This is a genomic window from Arthrobacter sp. Ms25 (assembly GCF_059090365.1).
Map to the genome: position 1 here is coordinate 190,825 of NZ_JBNHFP010000003.1, position 17,204 is coordinate 208,028.

Genomic DNA, 17,204 nt, shown 5'->3' on the forward strand with positions numbered 1-17,204 from the left:
ATCGGCTGGGAAGCCGGTTCCGATACAGAGGGAGGGCTTCGCCGCTGGCGGGGCCCTCCTTTGTGTATCCGGAAATGCCGCCTATACGGTGTCTCCGCCCAGGGCAGGCGGCGCGGGAGGCACCGGCTGGGCCGGTGCTCCGGACCGTCTGCGGATCCTGCCCTGGCCCGCAACGACCACCGTCAGGCCCGCCAGAATAAGTGCCAGTCCCGCATATGTGCCGGCAGGAAGCTGCTCGTGGAGGAAGACGGCCGCCAGAATGGCTGCTCCCGGAATCTCCAGCAGGATGATCATGGACACCACCAGCGGGCTGATGACCGCCAGCAGGTGGTTGAACACCGTGTGGCCCAGGATCTGCGCCACGACCGTCACCCCGAGGATGCCCAGCCATGCGGCGGGCGGGAACCCCACGATCGGCTGCCGGAAGGCCGCACACAGGACAAGGAGCAGCACCGCGCAGGCTCCATAGCAGAGTGTTGTGTAGGTACCCGTGGACATGGACTCCCGGGCCTTCCCTCCGGCGATGGTGTAGACGCCGGCGAGGGCACCGCCGGCCACTGCCAGCACGTCCCCGATAAGTGCTTCCTTCGATACCCCGAAGTCGAACCCGGAGATGACAACGACGCCGACGAAGGCGGCCGCGAGCCCCGCCAGCACCCGTGGCGGGACCCGGATGCCCCGCAGCACGTTGAACAACGCAATCCAGCCCGCCTGGAGGCAGACCAGCGCCGTGGCGGCGGCAACCGATGTGAGCTGGAGGGACGTGATGAAGCAGGCGAAATGCAGGGCCAGCGCCACAGCGGCAATGGCAGTCCATTTGTAGTCGCGCGCGGTGAGCTGCCCGAACTCCCTGCGGCGGCCCAGGAGGGCCGGGCCGCCCATCACAACCGCGCCGAGCGCGTTGCGCCAGAACGCGATGGCCAGGGCGGGAGCGGCGGTTGCCGCCATGATGGGACCGGATGCGGAGACGCCCAGAACGCCGATCACCGCAAGGAAGATATTCACAGGCCCACACTAGTGCAGTGCACCCGTCCGGCGGTGCCGTGGCCGACGGCGGACCAGGCACAAAAAGCAGAAGGTCCCCGCTCCTGAGAGCGGGGACCTTCTGTTTCGGTGGAGGCACGGGGACTCGAACCCCGAACCCCCTGCTTGCAAAGCAGGTGCGCTACCAATTGCGCCATGCCCCCGAAAGGAGAACTTATCCAGTATAACCCACCTTTGCCGGCGGTTATAACCAGGACATCCTTTTGGCCCTCAGTCGACCTTGTCGGTCGATTCCTTCCAAACGGTTTTCTCAGCAGCAGTTTCCTGCCACTTTTTGAAGGCAAAGATTCCCGCTGCCGCCGCTGCCGTAACAGCGAGCAACTTCTTCACGGAATCCTCCTTGCCGTCGTGGTCCACCTCTAGAGGTGTTCCGTGGGCGTACCAGGACTTGAACCTGGGACCTCTTCGTTATCAGCGAAGCGCTCTAACCGCCTGAGCTATACGCCCCGAACCTTTTCGGGCCGAGATAAAACTTTACCGTACCTTCGCCCGGGTGCCAAATCGGGCCCCGTGCGGGTTCCGGAAGCGCCTGGCGGGGCGCTTCCGGACCCCCTTGCTAATCGTCGGTGAGTGTCACACCGATGCCGCCCACGAGGGTGGAGGCAATGTTGTAGAGCACGGCAGCGAGCATCGACAACGCCGTCAGCAGCAGAACGTTCACCACGGCGATGATGGTGGCGAAGGAAACCACCTGTCCCAGCGATGCGAAGTCACGGAGATCGAATCCGCCGGACTCGCTGCCGGCAATTTCACCCAGCAGCGTGTTGACGCGGTCAAAGATCCCCGTCAGGTCCAGCACGGTCCACAGCACGATGGCAGCGACCACGGTGACGACGCCGAGCGCCACGGACAGCAGGAATGCCATCTTCAGGACGGACCAGGGGTCCACCTTGCTGACCAGCAGCCGGGCCTTGCGGGCCTTGGCCTTGGGAGCGGGCTTCACCAGCGACGGGCGGTTACCCGAGGTGCTCTGACCCCCGGCAGGACGCTGGGCAGGACGGGCAGGGGCCTTCACCCGCGGCCCGCCGCCCGAGGACGACCTGGGGCTTGGGTTGGTCGAGCTCACTCGCTACCTCCATCTTGTGCTGACTGCGCGTCGGACGCAGCCGTTTCGTCTGTAGACAACGGTACTTCATCGCCTGTGGGCTCCACAGGCGCCGCCCCGGCGGCTGCAAGGGCGGCTACGGAAGTTCCGTCCGCGGCCGCAGTGTCCTCCTCGATGCCCAGATCGCGCTCTGAATTCCGGGCAACCGCGATGATCCGGTCATTCTTGTCCGGCTTGGCGAAGATAACGCCCATGGTGTCCCGACCCTTGGCCGGCACGCCGGTGACGGAGGAACGGACAACCTTGCCGCCCTGCATCACCACCAGGACTTCGTCCTCTTCCTGGACCACCATGGCGCCGACCAGGTGCCCGCGTTCCTCGGCGAGCTTGCCCACCTTGATGCCGAGGCCACCGCGGCCTTGGACACGGTATTCGTCCGAACTCGTGCGCTTGGCGTAGCCGCCCTCGGTCACGGTGAAGACAAATGAGTCCTCGGTGACGACGTCGGCCGCGAGCAGCTCATCGTCTTCCCGGAACTTCATGCCCGTCACGCCCGAGGTGGCCCGGCCCATCGGCCGCAGCGCATCATCGGTGGCCGTGAATCGCAGCGACTGGCCCATGCGGGAGACCAGCATCAGGTCATCCGTCTCGGAGACCAGCTGCGCGGAGACGAGTTCGTCGCCGTCGCGCAGGTTGATGGCAATGACGCCTGCGGACCGGTTGGTGTCGTAGTCCGCCAGCCGGGTCTTCTTGACCAGCCCGCGCTTGGTGGCAAGCACCAGGTAGGGAGCGGCGTCGTAGTCCGGCAGCGCCAGGACCTGGGCAATGCGCTCCTCCGGCTGGAACGCCAGCAGGTTGGCCACGTGCTGGCCCTTGGCATCCCGTCCGGCCTCGGCCAGTTCGTAGGCCTTGGCCCGGTAGACCCGGCCCAGGTTCGTGAAGAACAGCAGCCAGTGGTGGGTGGTGGTGACGAAGAAGTGCTCGACGACGTCGTCCCCGCGCAGCTGGGCGCCCTTGATGCCCTTGCCGCCGCGGGCCTGCTGGCGGTAGTTGTCGCTGCGGGTGCGCTTGACGTAGCCGCCGCGGGTAATCGTGACCACCATTTCCTCTTCGGGAATGAGGTCTTCCATGCTCATGTCGCCGTCGTATCCCATGAGGATATGCGTGCGGCGGTCGTCGCCGTACTTGTCGGCGATTTCCTGCAATTCCTCGCTGACGATCGACCGCTGGCGCTCCTCGGAGGCCAGGATGACGTTGTATTCGGCGATTTCGGCTTCGAGCTTGGCGTGCTGGTCCTGGATCTTCTGGCGTTCCAGGGCGGCGAGCCGGCGCAGCTGCATGTCCAGGATGGCCTGGGACTGGATCTCGTCGATTTCCAGCAGGCCCATCAGGCCGTTCCGGGCGTCCTCAACCGTGGAGGAGCGGCGGATCAGGGCGATGACCTCGTCCAGCGCGTCCAGGGCCTTGAGCAGGCCGCGCAGGATGTGCGCGGCTTCCTCGGCCTTGCGCAGCCGGTACCGGGTGCGGCGGACGATGACTTCGAGCTGGTGGGTGACCCAGTGCCGGATGAAGGCGTCCAGGCTCAGGGTACGGGGCACTCCGTCAACAATGGCCAGCATGTTGGCGCCGAAGTTGTCCTGCAGCTGGGTGTGCTTGTACAGGTTGTTCAGGACCACCTTGGCCACGGCGTCGCGCTTGAGCACGATCACCAGGCGCTGTCCGGTGCGGCCGGAGGTTTCATCGCGCATATCGGCGATGCCGGTGATCTTGCCGTCCTTGACCAGTTCGGCGATCTTCACGGCCAGGTTGTCGGGGTTGGCCTGGTACGGAAGTTCGGTGACGACCAGGCAGGTGCGGCCCTGGAGTTCCTCCACATTGACCACGGCGCGCATGGTGATGGAGCCGCGGCCGGTGCGGTAGGCGTCCTCGATGCCCTTGTGGCCCAGGATCTGTGCGCCGGTGGGGAAGTCCGGGCCCTTGATGCGGCGGATCAGTTCCTCGAGCAGCTCTTCGTTGGGTGCATCAGGGTTCTGCAGGTACCACTGGACGCCGTCGACGACTTCCCGCAGGTTGTGCGGCGGGATGTTGGTGGCCATGCCCACGGCGATGCCGGAGGAGCCGTTGACCAGCAGGTTCGGGAACCGGGAAGGCAGGATGGTCGGTTCCTGGTTGCGGCCGTCGTAGTTGTCCTGGAAATCGACGGTTTCCTCGTCGATGTCCCGGACCATTTCCATGGCCAGCGGAGCCATCTTGGTTTCCGTGTACCGCGGTGCGGCAGCGCCGTCGTTGCCGGGGGAGCCGAAGTTGCCCTGGCCCAGGGCCAGCGGGTAACGCATGGTCCAGTCCTGGATCAGGCGGACCAGGGCATCGTAGATGGCTGAGTCGCCGTGCGGGTGGTACTGGCCCATGACCTCGCCGACCACGCGGGCGCACTTGTTGAAGGAGCGGTCCGGACGGTAGCCGCCATCGAACATCGCGTAGAGCACGCGGCGGTGCACGGGCTTCAGACCGTCCCGCACGTCGGGCAGCGCGCGTCCCACGATGACCGCCATGGCGTAGTCAAGGTAGGAACGCTGCATCTCGGTCTGCAGGTCGATCTGTTCAACCCGGTCAGTCAGTGCGGTCCCGGCCAGGGGAGTCTCGTCCCCGGTTACCTCGGGAGTCTCATCACTCATAATTCTGCTTCCGTTTCTAAGTCGCTCAAGTCCATGCTCTCCGGCAGCCAGTCGCCGGCACTGAATCCGCTAAATATCCAGGAAGCGCACGTCCTTGGCGTTTTGCTGGATGAAGCTGCGGCGGGACTCGACGTCTTCGCCCATTAATACCGAGAAGACGGAATCCACTGCAGCGGCGTCATCCATGGTGACCTGCAGAAGCGTCCGGTGCTCGGGGTCCATGGTGGTGTCCCAGAGCTCGGTGTAGTCCATCTCGCCCAGGCCCTTGTAACGCTGGATGCCGTTGTCCTTGGGCAGCCGCTGGTTGTTGGCCAGCCCGCGGGCGATGACCTCGTCCCGCTCACGGTCGCTGTAGACGTAGTCGTGGGCGTGGTTGGACCACTTGATGCGGTACAGCGGCGGCTGGGCCAGGTAGACGTAGCCGTTCTCGATCAGCGGACGCATGTAGCGGAAGAGCAGCGTCAGCAGCAGGGTGGTGATGTGCTGGCCGTCGACGTCGGCATCGGCCATCAGCACGATCTTGTGGTACCGGGCCTTTTCGACGTCGAAGTCCTCGCCGATCCCGGCGCCGAACGCGGTGATCATGGCCTGGACTTCGGCGTTGCTCAGCGCCCGGTCGAGACGGGCGCGCTCCACGTTGAGGATCTTGCCGCGCAGCGGCAGGATGGCCTGCGTTTCGGGGTTGCGGCCGCGGACTGCCGAACCGCCTGCGGAGTCGCCCTCCACAATGTAGATTTCCGACTTCGACGGATCCTTGGAGGAGCAGTCCTTGAGCTTGCCCGGCATGCCGCCGGATTCCAGCAGCCCCTTGCGGCGGGTGGATTCACGCGCCTTGCGGGCGGCGAGGCGGGCCTGGGAAGCCTGGATGGACTTGCGGATGACGTCGCGGGCCGGGCCCGGGTTCCGTTCCAGCCAGTCGCCCAGCTGGTCGGTGACCACCCGCTGGACAAAGCCCTTGACCTCGGAGTTGCCGAGCTTGGTCTTGGTCTGGCCCTCGAACTGGGGTTCGGCGAGCTTGACCGAAATAACCGCGGTCAGGCCCTCGCGGATGTCATCGCCGGTGAGGTTGTCATCCTTTTCCTTGATGATGTTCTTCTCGCGGGCGTACCGGTTGATCAGGGACGTCATGGCCGCACGGAAGCCTTCTTCGTGCGTTCCGCCCTCATGGGTGTTGATCGTGTTGGCGTACGTGTGGACGCTCTCGGAGTAGGCGGTGGTCCACTGAAGGGCCATTTCCACGGCCATCTTCTTGTCCGAGTCTTCGGTTTCGAAGGCGATCACGTCGTCGTGGACAACTTCGACCTTCTTCGCGGAGTTCAGGTACTTGACGTAGTCGAGCAGACCGTCCGCGTAGAGGTAGTCCACCGTACGGTGCTTCGGAGCCGCGTCTTCGTCGGTGGTTTCGGCGATTTCCTCGGTTTCCTCCTCCAGCGTCCGCTCGTCCGTGAGCCGAATGCGCAGGCCCTTGTTCAGGAAGGCCATCTGCTGGAAACGGGCGCGCAGGGTTTCGAAATCGAACTCGGTGGTCTCGAAGATTTCCGGGTCCGGGTAGAAAACCTGGGTGGTGCCGGTTTCGGTGGTTTCTTCGCCCTGGCGCAGGTCACCCACGGGGTGCCCGCCGTTCGCGAAACTCTGGCGCCAGACGTAGCCCTGCCGGCGTACCTCAGTCTCCACCCGCTCGGAAAGCGCGTTGACCACGGAGATGCCGACGCCGTGCAGGCCGCCGGACACGGCGTAACCGCCGCCGCCGAACTTGCCGCCTGCGTGGAGGATGGTCATGACAACCTGGACGGTGGGAATGCCTTCGGTGGGGTGAAGGTCTACCGGGATGCCGCGGCCGTTGTCGGTCACCCGGACGCCGCCGTCAGCCTGCAGGACCACTTCGATGTGGTCGCAGTAGCCCGCCAGCGCCTCGTCGACGGAGTTGTCCACCACTTCGTACACCAAGTGGTGCAGGCCGCGGGGGCCGGTGGAACCGATGTACATGCCCGGGCGTTTGCGGACAGCCTCGAGACCTTCCAGGACCGTGATCTCGCTCGCGCCGTATTCCACGGGGGTGGCCTTTTCCGGTGCGGCGTGGCCCTCTGGTGTTACCTCTGAGTTGTCCATCTCATTGTCGTTAGCCACAGGTGCTGTCGACTCCTCTTGTGTTCGTCAGAAATTGAAGCCTCCCCAGCGGACAGGCATCTCCACTCTCAATTCTACCGCGCCGCGGGGTGCAAACCCGTCCAAAACACCCTCTGACAGGCCACTAATGACGGTTTGAAGCGAATCGCAGCGCCCCGGATAGGGACGGATACGGGGCCGGGGGTTTTCCGGCCCCTAACCGGCTCCTGTACGGGCGCGGTCCCCGGTCCGGGTGCGGTACCGGAGACAGGTGCCGGCGGCTGTTCCTACCCGTAGGTATCCCGGGGTCCCCGCCCTTTGACACTGCGCAGTCCCTTGCGCCAGTTGGGTGCGGCCGGTCCGATGACCTCGATCTTGGTGACGACGCCGGGCCCCAGTTCGGCGTCGAAACGGGCAATGAGGGTGTCCCGCAGCAGCCGAAGCTGGGTAGCCCAGGCGGTGGAGTCGCACCGTACCTGCACCGTGGTGTCGGAAAACGATTCCGGCTTGCAGTGGGCGCTGACCTCGCTTCCCACCAGTTCCTCCCACCGGGAAATCACGGATCCGACGGCCACCGGGGAATTCCAGCCCCGTTCATTCACGAAGCGGGTGAAGACATTCCCCAGCCCCTGCGGGTCCCGGCCGACGTACTCTCCCGGGATGAAGGGCGCCTGCCTGCTGCGGCCGCTCTTGCGGCGGGTCGGCGGGAGGGGCTGGTTCCCCCGGGCCTGTGCGGCCTGGCGCATGCGGTTGAGCTGCTCCCGAGCGGCGTCGGGCCGGTCCTCGGGTTCTTCGCCGGGAAGCACAGGCTCAGGAGACGGGCACACTGACGCCTCCCGGAATCACGTTGATGACGCGTCCCGCCAGTGCCTCCGGAATGTCGTCGCCCACGGCCGCGGTGACCAGCACCTGCTCGGCGCCGGCGACAATACCTGCCAGCCGTTGCCGGCGGGAGGCATCCAGTTCCGCAAATACGTCGTCCAGGATCAGTATCGGCCCTGCCCCGGGCGTTTGATCGTCGCTGGTCAGCAGGTAATAGGACCCGAGCCGAAGGGCCAGGGCGAAGGACCAGGTTTCACCGTGGGAGGCATACCCCTTGGCCGGGGCCTGTCCCAGGATCAGTTCGAGTTCGTCGCGGTGCGGGCCCACCAGGGAAATGCCGCGTTCCAGTTCCCGGCGCCGGTTGGCGGAAAACGCCTGCAGGAACCGCTCGGTCAGTTCTGCAACGTCCAGGGCGTAGAGCTCGTCCGGGTCCTGCGTTCCCTCCACTGCGCCGTCGTCGTTCACGGTTCCCTGCAGCGTGGAACGGTACACGGCCCTGGCGGCCTTCGAACCGTCGGTCAGGTCGCGGTAGGCGGACTGAAGGTGCGGCTGCAGCCGCTGCAGCGCTTCAAGGCGGGCCGCCACCAGCTGCGCGCCGGCCACCGCCATGTGCTGGTCCCAGACATCCAGCGTTGCCTCATGCGCGGAGGTGAATCGTCCTGCCGCCCGGGCGGATTTCAGCAGGGCATTCCGCTGTTTCAGCACGCGCTCGTAATCCGACCGTGTCGCCGCATGGCGCGGCACCAGTGACACGATCAGTTCATCCAGGAACCGCCGGCGGCTGCCGGGATCGCCCTTGACCAGTGCCAGGTCCTCCGGCGCGAAAAGCACTGTCCTGCACAGACCGAGGATGTCGCGGGCCCTCACCGGATTGGCACGGTTGATCCGGGCCCGGTTGCTGCGGCCGGGATTCAGCTCCAGCTCCACGCCGGTGGCCTGTGATCCGCGCACCAGGCGCGCCCGGATCAGCGCCTGCCCGGCGTCGAAGTTCACCAGCGGAGCATCCGTACTTACCCGGTGGGAAGAGAGCGTGGCCAGATAGCCGATGGCCTCCACAATGTTGGTTTTCCCGGTGCCGTTGGGGCCGACAAAAACCGTGACGCCCGGTTCCAACTTCACGTCCAGCTGCGGGTAGCTGCGGAAACCGGTCAGGGACAGGTGGTCAACGTACATCGGTTCCTGGTCCTCTCCTGTCCGTTGAACCTGCCGGAGCTGCCGCGGGCGGGGGGTGAAATCGGACTCCGCCCCGACAGGCAATGTCAAATTGTGTTAAGCCGGCATTGTTACGCCGCTTTTTCCTGCTGCCGCCCGCTTCTCCGGCAGTAAAACTGCTGAAGGGTCCGGCGGGCGGGCGGCGGGAAACTACTGGTTCGGGAGACGCACCGGCATCAGCAGGTATCGGTAATCGGCCTGATCGTCACCGGTGAGCTCTTCCTGGGCCGAAATGACAGCCGGTTTCGGCGGCGTCGTGAAGGAGAAACGGACGTATTTGCTGGGGAACGCGCTCAGGCCTTCGCTCAGGTAATGCGGGTTGAAGGCGACCGTGATGTCGTCGCCGACCAGCGCTGCTTCCAGTGCTTCGGATGCCTGGGCATCTTCCCCTGTACCTGCGTCAAGGGAGAGCTGGCCGTCGGTGAAGGCCAGGCGCACCGGTGTGTTCCGTTCGGCCACGAGCGAGACACGGCGGACGGCTTCCACCAGTGCGGACGTTTCCACGGTGGCGTGGATGGGCGTGTTCTCGGGGAAAAGCGAGCGGATCTTGGGGTAGTCACCGTCCACCAGCAGCGACGTCGTACGCCGTCCGCCGCTTTCGAAACCGATCAGCTCGCTGTCATCGGACAGTGCGATGTTGAGGTCCCCTGCACCGCCGAGGGTCTTGGCCACCTCGTTGAGGGTCTTGGCCTTGACGAGTGCGCTGGTGGAAATTCCCGGTGTAGCCGGCTTCCAGGACAGTTCCCTCAGCGCCAGGCGGTACCGGTCGGTGGCAAGGAAGGTGATGAGGTCATCTTCGATTTCCATGCGTACGCCGGTGAGGATCGGCAGGGTGTCGTCCCGGCTGGCAGCAATGATGACCTGCGACACAGCCTGGGCAAAGGAGTCACCGTCCACGACGCCGCTCACCTCGGGCAGTGCGGGAAGTTCCGGATATTCCGCTTCAGGCATGGTGGCGAGATTGAACCGGCTGTTGCGGCAGGTCAGCGTGACCTTCGCACCATCTGTCTCGACTTCCACCGGAGCCGAGGGAAGGCTTCTGCAGATCTCGGCCAGCAGGCGGCCGGAGACCAGGATGGTGCCTTCTTCGCTGACATCTGCAGGGATGTGCAGGCGCGCGGAGATCTCGTAATCGAAGCTGGCAATGCTCAGCGAACCGTTTTCAGCCTTGATAAGCAGCCCCGAAAGGACCGGAACCGGCGGGCGCGGGGACAGAGAACGTGCTGTCCACGTGACGGCCTCGGCCAGGACATCCCGCTCAACTCGAAACTTCACTGAAGGGTGCCGCCTTTCGCAACGTACTTCTCAGTACAACTGATCTTGTCTTGAACTCGGGGAGAGCTATGTGTGGGTGGAACGGTTCGAAGCATCCGCGGACGGGTCTGGTCCGTGCTGATACGGGAGTTACCCGGCAAGCCGGACCGTGTAGGCGTATACGCGAATGACAACCATACTCTGTGACAGCTTAGCCCGCTCCGGTGCTTGGCTGCACTGCTGTGGTTCCGCAGGAGCCTGCTGCACCCGGCAGTGCGACTGGCCAATGAGTTCTTCCCGATGTGTCGGTGGGTTCGAGGGTGCCGAAAGCTTAGTTGTTATTTGGTGGAACCGAATTTCTTAAGATCCGTAGTGTTAATAACTCCTGTGGATACTGTGGATAACCCCTTGGTCGACCGCGTCCTTGCTGTTTAAGCCTGTTGATAACCTGTGGATCTACTGCAGCGCCGGTGTCCGGGGCTGTTGGAAACTTTTCGAGGGTTCCGCGTATCCACAGGGAAGTGTGCGTAAACAGGGGTTGTCCACCGGGTTATCCACACCCTTGTCCACAAATGTTAATTTTGAGCCCCTTCGGGGCTGATATTCCCGCCAGCTCAGGCTTCGCGCTGCTGCTGCTTGATCCGGTTCGTCAGCTCAGTGACTTGGTTGTAGATCGCCCGGCGTTCGGCCATCAGTTCACGGATCTTCCGGTCCGCGTGGATCACGGTGGTGTGGTCACGTCCGCCGAGTTCCTGCCCGATCTTGGGAAGCGACATGTCGGTCAGCTCACGGCAGAGATACATGGCAATCTGGCGCGCGGTCACCAGGGTGCGGGTCCGGGACTTGCTGCAGAGTTCCTCCAGGCTGATCTGGAAGTAGGCGGCAGTCTGGCCAAGGATCGAAGCTGCCGTAATCTCCTGGGCGCCGTCATCGGTGATCAGGTCCTTCAGCACGATTTCGGCCAGTCCCACATCCACCTGCTGCCGGTTCAGGCTCGCGAACGCGGTCACACGGATGAGTGCGCCCTCCAGTTCACGGATATTCGTGGAGATCTTGGAGGCGATGTATTCCAGGACGTCGTCCGGCGCGCTCAAGCTGTCTCCGATGGCCTTCTTGCGCAGGATGGCGATTCGGGTTTCAAGCTCCGGCGGCTGGACGTCCGTCAGCAGGCCCCACTCGAACCGGGACCGCATCCGTTCCTCGAAACCGGAGAGCTGCTTCGGCGGAAGATCGGAGGTAATGACCACCTGCTTGTTGTGATTGTGCAGGGCATTGAAGGTGTGGAAGAACTCTTCCTGCGTGGCGTCCTTATTGGCTAGGAACTGGATGTCGTCAATCAGCAGGATGTCCACGTTGCGGTACAGCTGTTTGAAGCTGGCGCCCTCGTCATAGCGGATGGAGTTGATGAAGTCGTTCGTGAACTCCTCGGAGTTCACGTAGCGGACGCGGATGCCGGTGTAGAGGTGGCGGGCGTAGTGCCCGATGGCGTGCAGCAGGTGGGTCTTGCCCAACCCGGAGTCTCCGTAGATGAACAGGGGGTTGTAGGCCTTGGCGGGAGCTTCAGCGACGGCGACGGCGGCCGCGTGGGCAAACCGGTTGGACGAGCCGATAACAAAGGTCTCGAAGACGTACTTCGGATTCAGCCGGCCGAATTCCTGGCTGGTGCTCGGCGGCGTAGGGGAAGGCGCGCCGCTTTCCCCGGACGGGACGGGGCTGGGTGCGGCCGGCTGTTCTTCAGGCTCCGGTTCCGGTTCGGTGACCGGGGTGAGATCGGCATCAATGACGAACGCGCACTGGATGTCGGCCTGGAAGACACCGCGGAGAACCTCATCCAGGATGTTCTTCAGCTGTGTCTGCAGCACTTCGCGGGTCAGTTCGTTGGGCACGGCCACCAGGAGGGTGGTCCCGATCAGACCCTGGGCCTGTGCCAGCACCACGAATCCACGCTGTCGGGGAGTAACCCGGTCATCGGTCTCCAAGGTGCGAATGACCTTGCGCCAGGAACTGCCAACATCGTTGATTTCGTCCGTACCCACAAAAACCTCTCATGACGCCGTGCGGCTGTCTAAGAACACCTGGGACCCCGGTGGGGATCCTGGCACTTCATCCACAGAGTTATACACAGATAGTGGATAAAGTACCCGTCGCCAAGCCTAGAGGATGATTTCCCGTGGTGGTAGCTGGAAATCCGCCTGTACACAGGCCTGTCGGCTGTCTCACAGCGGCGAAGACGTCGGGATACCCACAGCGGTTGTCCACAGCTGTTGAAAAACCTGCGTACACAGCAGGGTGCCCGGCTATCCACAACCAGTCCACAGGCTGTCCACATTTCCACAACGGCCACCCGCCTCCCCCTGCCCCGTCCCGGTTTGACTGGTGTCGCCGTCTCCCATACCGTGGAGTAGTCCTTTGTGTCTGCTATCTGTACTCACACATGCCCTGCAGGGGTTCTGGAAATCAGGGTCCAGGTCCGGGCGAGTACAGACAGACACATGAAAAAAGCGCCGCTTGTTCTTCCCCCTTGTCGCAACAAGTGCCGGCGCGACTCAAGATTGTCTTGGAGTAACTACCGTGAGCAAGCGGACTTTTCAGCCGAATAACCGCCGTCGTGCCAAGAAGCACGGCTTCCGCCTTCGCATGCGTACCCGTGCCGGCCGTGCCATCCTTTCTGCACGCCGCGGCAAGGGCCGTACCGAACTGTCGGCCTAAATAACCTCAAAGTTTGTCGATGCTGCCTCTGCGCAGCTCTAGCCCGGATTCCAGGTGGTCCTAATGCTGGCCGTACGGAACCGGGTAAGGGTGTCGGCAGATTTTTCTCGTACTGTACGTTCCGGTGCCCGAAGTGGGCGCCGGAACGTAGTGCTATATGCGGTGCCTACGGGTGAGAAACCGAGCCGCATCGGCTTCATCGTGGCCAAATCCGTCGGGAACGCCGTGACACGCAACCTCGTTAAGAGAAGACTGAGGGAAGCGGCAGCGCAGAGCCTCGCTCTCCACCCGACCGGCCTGGACGTAGTGGTGCGGGCCCTACCTGCTTCTGCCTCGGCGTCGTGGCCCGAGCTCCGTGCCGACTACGACGGTGCTTTGAACGCCTGTATAGCCAAACTTTCGCAGCTTTAGACATGCCAGGTGAGGAAGGATGAGCCAGAGATGAGGGACTCCGGATCGAATCCGTCGAGGGCCTTGATCGCTGTTGCCCGTTTTGTATGGAACCTTCCCCGGATGGTCCTGATCGGCCTCCTCATGGCCTACCGCAAAACCGTTTCGCCGCTGTACGGCCCGGTTTGCCGATTTTTCCCCTCGTGTTCCGCCTATGCCCTCGAAGCAGTCACCGTTCATGGAGCCGTCAAGGGCTCCTGGCTGGCTTTCCGGCGGCTGATCCGCTGCCATCCGTGGAACGACGGCGGAGTGGACCACGTACCTGATGGACACCGGATTTGGGACACAACGAAGGTCCCGAGGATCATTGTGCTGAATCACCCCGTGATTCCAGCTGACGAAGACAGCCGCTCGGCGGCCTGAGGAGAGTAAATGGGTTTCTTCGAGACGATACTGTTCCCCTTTAAGTGGGTAGTGTCATGGATCATGTGGATCTTCCACGAGGGCTTTGTCGCCATCGGGATGGATGCCGCATCCGGCTGGACCTGGACGCTGTCCATCATCGGCCTGGTGATCGTGATCCGCGCCGCGTTGATTCCGGTCTTCGTCAAGCAAATCAAGGCGCAGCGCGGCATGCAGTCCCTGCAGCCGGACCTGCGCAAGCTGCAGCAGAAGTACAAGGGCAAGACCGACCAGCTCTCCCGCCAGGCAATGGCGCAGGAGCAGATGGCCCTGTACAAGAAGCACGGGACCAACCCGTTCGCGGCCTGCCTGCCCATGCTGATCCAGATGCCGTTCTTCTTTGCCCTGTTCCAGGTGCTGAACGGAATTTCGACCTCCAACGCCCAGGGCAAGGGCCAGGGCGCGCTGTCCCACAGCGCCATCCAGCAGTTCGACGAGGCCACCATTTTCGGTGCCCCGCTGTCGTCCTCCCTGCTGCACGGATTCGGCGACGAAGGCCACTTCTCGGTTGTCGTGCTTTCGATCATCATGATCCTGGCCATGACCGCTTCGCAGTTCATCACGCAGAAGCAGATCATGTCGAAGAACATGTCCGAAGAGGCACTCGCCAGCCCGTTCATGCGTCAGCAGAAGATGATGCTCTACGTACTGCCCATCGTCTTCGGCGTCGGCGGCATCAACTTCCCCATTGGTGTGCTTATCTACTGGACCACCACCAACCTGTGGACCATGGGACAGCAGTTCTTCGTCATCCGGCGGATGCCCACCCCGGGCTCGCCGGCGGCGAAGGCCCTGGCAGAGCGCCGTGCCCGCAAGGGCCTGCCGATGGCCCCGCTCCTCGGAGAGAAGAAGGGCGAAACGCCCGTTGAAGTACCTGCGGCACCGAAAGGCCAGCGCACTCAGCCTCAGCGGAAGAACAGGAAAAGGAAATGAGCCCAGAGCACATTGATGATCCCGTAGCTCCCCTCGAGGACGCTGCGGAGCCTGTTTCGGGGCGTACTGGGCGGCTTGAGGAAGAGGGCGACGTAGCCGCTGACTACCTCGAGGAACTCCTGGACATTGCTGACATCGACGGCGATATCGACATCGAGGTGCGCAACGGCAGGACGTACATCTCCGTAGTATCCGAAGACGGCGACGCCGCGGCTCTCCAGGCCCTGGTGGGACGTGAGGGCGAAGTTCTCGAGGCACTGCAGGAGCTGACCAGGCTCTCGGTGCTGACGGCTACGGAGAACCGCTCTCGGCTGGTCCTGGACATTACCGGGTACCGCGAGGAGCGCAGCGGGCAGCTGCAGTCCATTGCGGAGGACGCAGCCGAGCGTGCGAAGGACACCGGTAAGGAAGTGGCACTCGCACCCATGAGTGCCTATGAGCGCAAGATTGTTCACGACGCCGTCGCTGAACTGGGTCTGGTCAGTGAATCCGAAGGTGAAGGCGCGGACCGCCACATCGTCGTATCCCTGCCTGCATCTTAGTTATCCCATCCGGCAGTGCAGACAAGGAATATCAAGTAAGTGGTTGAAACAACGCCCGCAGAGCTGGACGCCGCCCGGACAATCTTCGGTGACCGGTTGGACCTTGCCCGGCGGTACGTGGAGCACCTCGCGACGTCGGGCATGGAACGCGGCCTGCTCGGGCCCCGGGAGGTTCCGAGGCTCTGGAGCCGTCATGTGTTGAACTGTGCTGTAGTCGCGGAACTGATCCCCGCCAACGCCACAGTGGCCGACGTCGGCAGCGGTGCGGGATTGCCGGGACTGTGCCTGGCGATTGCCCGGCCTGATCTGGCCATGACCCTTATCGAGCCGCTCGAACGGCGGGTCATCTGGCTCAACGAGGTAGTTGCCGACCTCGGCCTGGACAACGTCCGGGTGATCCGCGGACGTGCCGAGCAGGTAGTCGACGAGGTGAACGTGGACGTGGCGACGGCGCGCGCCGTTTCGGCACTGGGCGGATTGGCCGGGCTGACCGTACCCCTGCTGCACGGGAAGGGGCAGGTCCTGGCGATCAAGGGGCGCAGCGCCGAAGAGGAAGTGCAGAAAGCCGCGAAAGCGATCCGCAAGCTCGGCGGAAAGGACACTGCGGTAGTGACCGTGGGTTCCGATGTGCTGGAGGAACCGACCACGGTGGTGCGTATCTCCGTAGGGTGAGCCGTCTGACACCCTGGCTTCCATGCACACACCGTCGCCGGTCCCGGGGAATGCGGGCGAAGCGGATAGTCTAGATGGACTAATGCCTTAACGCTTTATGTTGGAAAGTGAGCATGACCAGGTGAGTGCGCGTGATTCTGCCGCAAAACGAATTCCCCCTTTTGCCGCACTCGGTTCTGCCCTGTCTGCCTCGTTCGGCCGAAAGCAACCGCAAGCGGCTGCGGCTCCTAAACCACCGGCTGTTGTTTCACGTGAAACGGTAGCGGCGGTAGAGCCGCCGCAACCCGCCCAGACTGAAAGCAGTGCCGTGCCTGCGCCGGCCCCCCGAGCTATCGAAGGTGGTGTATCCGATGAAGCCGCGCCCGCGCCCGCATCGGTAGACGTTATGGACTTGATGGACGAGAGCACCCCATTGGCCCGGGAACTGGCCAGCGAAAACCGCCGCCGCGAAAAGCTGCGGGGCCGCGTTCTGCCGCGTCCGCCCCAGACGCGGATCATCACGGTGAGCAACCAGAAGGGCGGCGTTGGGAAGACCACCACCACGGTCAACCTCGCAGCGGCCCTGGCGACAGCGGGGCAGAACGTCCTGGTGATTGATATCGATCCGCAGGGAAACGCCTCGACGGCGCTGGGCATTGACCACCGCGCCGAGGTGGAAAGCATTTATGACGTGCTCATTGACGATCTGCCGCTGGGCAACGTAGTTGCGCAGTGCCCGGATATCAGCAATCTGATCTGCGCTCCCGCGACCATCCACCTGGCCGGAGCGGAAATCGAGTTGGTTTCCCTCGTTGCGCGTGAGCAGCGCCTGAGCCGCGCCATCAACGTCTATGCTGCCGAACGGGAAAAGCAGGGTCTCGAGCGGCTGGACTACATCTTCATCGACTGCCCTCCCAGCCTGGGCCTGCTGACCGTCAACGCGTTTGTTGCAGCACGGGAAGTCCTGATCCCCATCCAGTGCGAGTACTACGCACTCGAGGGTCTCAGCCAGCTGCTGAAGAATATTGAGATGATCCAGAAGCACCTCAATGCGGATCTGGTCGTTTCCACCATTCTGTTGACGATGTATGACGGAAGGACCAATCTTGCCGCACAGGTTGCTGCGGAAGTCCGTGAGCACTTCCCGGATCAGGTGCTGAACGCAGTTGTTCCCCGTTCGGTGCGCGTCTCGGAAGCCCCCAGCTACCAGCAAACGGTCATGACCTACGACCCGTCATCTACGGGCGCCTTGTCCTATCTGGAAGCGGCTGCGGAGATAGCCCAGCGCGCCTAGAGACACCCCGGCGGGGTTCGGCTGCCAGCCGGGTTTCGCGCCTTAGACTACTCTCACAATCAATC

16 protein-coding genes and 2 tRNA genes are annotated in these 17,204 nt (G+C 63.4%); 7 read left to right on the forward strand and 11 right to left on the reverse strand.

Features of this window, described 5'->3' with window-relative positions; all coding sequences use genetic code 11:
- Positions 1 to 81 precede the first annotated feature (81 nt).
- The 11 genes from AC5RT8_RS09070 to dnaA form a co-directional block, all read right to left on the reverse strand.
- Positions 82 to 1,005 (reverse strand): DMT family transporter, encoded by a 924-nt coding sequence (locus tag AC5RT8_RS09070; RefSeq protein WP_494095382.1) that lies wholly within the window; start codon positions 1,003 to 1,005, stop codon positions 82 to 84.
- Between the two features lie 109 nt (positions 1,006 to 1,114).
- Positions 1,115 to 1,187: transfer RNA gene (locus tag AC5RT8_RS09075), tRNA-Ala, on the reverse strand.
- A 67-nt stretch (positions 1,188 to 1,254) separates the two neighbouring features.
- Complete coding sequence (locus AC5RT8_RS09080; RefSeq protein WP_230025345.1) at positions 1,255 to 1,374, reverse strand: DLW-39 family protein; 120 nt, start codon at positions 1,372 to 1,374, stop codon at positions 1,255 to 1,257.
- A 43-nt stretch (positions 1,375 to 1,417) separates the two neighbouring features.
- Positions 1,418 to 1,491 (reverse strand) — tRNA-Ile (locus AC5RT8_RS09085).
- A gap of 109 nt (positions 1,492 to 1,600) precedes the next feature.
- Positions 1,601 to 2,110, reverse strand: coding sequence for a DUF3566 domain-containing protein (locus AC5RT8_RS09090; RefSeq protein WP_494095383.1), 510 nt, complete (start codon positions 2,108 to 2,110; stop codon positions 1,601 to 1,603).
- Positions 2,107 to 4,764: a DNA gyrase subunit A gene (gyrA, locus tag AC5RT8_RS09095; protein ID WP_494095384.1), complete on the reverse strand. Its 2,658-nt coding sequence runs from the start codon at positions 4,762 to 4,764 to the stop codon at positions 2,107 to 2,109. The genes AC5RT8_RS09090 and gyrA overlap by 4 nt, the downstream gene beginning before the upstream one ends.
- A gap of 69 nt (positions 4,765 to 4,833) precedes the next feature.
- Positions 4,834 to 6,891 carry a DNA topoisomerase (ATP-hydrolyzing) subunit B gene (gene gyrB, locus AC5RT8_RS09100; protein ID WP_494095385.1) on the reverse strand — a complete coding sequence of 686 codons (2,058 nt, stop codon included), beginning with the start codon at positions 6,889 to 6,891 and terminating at the stop codon, positions 4,834 to 4,836.
- A gap of 266 nt (positions 6,892 to 7,157) precedes the next feature.
- Positions 7,158 to 7,676, reverse strand: a complete 519-nt coding sequence (locus AC5RT8_RS09105) for a DciA family protein (protein ID WP_494095386.1) — start codon at positions 7,674 to 7,676, stop codon at positions 7,158 to 7,160.
- 4 nt (positions 7,677 to 7,680) lie between these two features.
- Positions 7,681 to 8,865, reverse strand: a complete 1,185-nt coding sequence (recF, locus tag AC5RT8_RS09110; RefSeq protein ID WP_494095387.1) for a DNA replication/repair protein RecF — start codon at positions 8,863 to 8,865, stop codon at positions 7,681 to 7,683.
- Between the two features lie 189 nt (positions 8,866 to 9,054).
- Positions 9,055 to 10,179 carry a DNA polymerase III subunit beta gene (gene dnaN, locus AC5RT8_RS09115; RefSeq protein WP_494095388.1) on the reverse strand — a complete coding sequence of 375 codons (1,125 nt, stop codon included), beginning with the start codon at positions 10,177 to 10,179 and terminating at the stop codon, positions 9,055 to 9,057.
- A gap of 593 nt (positions 10,180 to 10,772) precedes the next feature.
- Positions 10,773 to 12,194 carry a chromosomal replication initiator protein DnaA gene (gene dnaA, locus AC5RT8_RS09120; protein WP_494095389.1) on the reverse strand — a complete coding sequence of 474 codons (1,422 nt, stop codon included), beginning with the start codon at positions 12,192 to 12,194 and terminating at the stop codon, positions 10,773 to 10,775.
- A 535-nt stretch (positions 12,195 to 12,729) separates the two neighbouring features.
- Here dnaA and rpmH point away from each other — a divergent pair.
- The 7 genes from rpmH to AC5RT8_RS09155 all read left to right on the forward strand — a co-directional run bounded on the left by rpmH (position 12,730) and on the right by AC5RT8_RS09155 (position 17,139).
- Positions 12,730 to 12,867, forward strand: coding sequence for a 50S ribosomal protein L34 (gene rpmH / locus AC5RT8_RS09125; RefSeq protein ID WP_022892375.1), 138 nt, complete (start codon positions 12,730 to 12,732; stop codon positions 12,865 to 12,867).
- 63 nt (positions 12,868 to 12,930) lie between these two features.
- Positions 12,931 to 13,278: a ribonuclease P protein component gene (gene rnpA / locus AC5RT8_RS09130; RefSeq protein WP_494095390.1), complete on the forward strand. Its 348-nt coding sequence runs from the start codon at positions 12,931 to 12,933 to the stop codon at positions 13,276 to 13,278.
- Positions 13,279 to 13,308: 30 nt separating this feature from the next.
- A complete protein-coding gene (gene yidD / locus AC5RT8_RS09135; protein WP_494095391.1) occupies positions 13,309 to 13,680 on the forward strand; it encodes a membrane protein insertion efficiency factor YidD in 372 nt (123 codons plus the stop codon).
- A gap of 9 nt (positions 13,681 to 13,689) precedes the next feature.
- A complete protein-coding gene (gene yidC, locus AC5RT8_RS09140; RefSeq protein WP_494095392.1) occupies positions 13,690 to 14,652 on the forward strand; it encodes a membrane protein insertase YidC in 963 nt (320 codons plus the stop codon).
- Positions 14,649 to 15,194 carry a Jag family protein gene (locus AC5RT8_RS09145; RefSeq protein ID WP_494095393.1) on the forward strand — a complete coding sequence of 182 codons (546 nt, stop codon included), beginning with the start codon at positions 14,649 to 14,651 and terminating at the stop codon, positions 15,192 to 15,194. The genes yidC and AC5RT8_RS09145 overlap by 4 nt, the downstream gene beginning before the upstream one ends.
- Before the next feature lie 39 nt (positions 15,195 to 15,233).
- Positions 15,234 to 15,866: a 16S rRNA (guanine(527)-N(7))-methyltransferase RsmG gene (gene rsmG, locus AC5RT8_RS09150; protein WP_494095394.1), complete on the forward strand. Its 633-nt coding sequence runs from the start codon at positions 15,234 to 15,236 to the stop codon at positions 15,864 to 15,866.
- Positions 15,867 to 15,987: 121 nt separating this feature from the next.
- Positions 15,988 to 17,139, forward strand: a complete 1,152-nt coding sequence (locus AC5RT8_RS09155) for a ParA family protein (protein WP_494095395.1) — start codon at positions 15,988 to 15,990, stop codon at positions 17,137 to 17,139.
- Positions 17,140 to 17,204: the final 65 nt, after the last annotated feature.

Excerpts from the sequence above, each read along its gene's own strand:
- gyrA (WP_494095384.1), bottom strand. The coding sequence starts at position 4,764 with ATGAGTGATGAGACTCCCGAGGTAACCGGGGACGAGACTCCCCTGGCC.
- recF (WP_494095387.1), bottom strand. The coding sequence starts at position 8,865 with ATGTACGTTGACCACCTGTCCCTGACCGGTTTCCGCAGCTACCCGCAG.
- rnpA (WP_494095390.1), top strand. The coding sequence starts at position 12,931 with ATGCTGGCCGTACGGAACCGGGTAAGGGTGTCGGCAGATTTTTCTCGT.
- yidD (WP_494095391.1), top strand. The coding sequence starts at position 13,309 with ATGAGGGACTCCGGATCGAATCCGTCGAGGGCCTTGATCGCTGTTGCC.
- yidC (WP_494095392.1), top strand. The coding sequence starts at position 13,690 with ATGGGTTTCTTCGAGACGATACTGTTCCCCTTTAAGTGGGTAGTGTCA.
- AC5RT8_RS09145 (WP_494095393.1), top strand. The coding sequence starts at position 14,649 with ATGAGCCCAGAGCACATTGATGATCCCGTAGCTCCCCTCGAGGACGCT.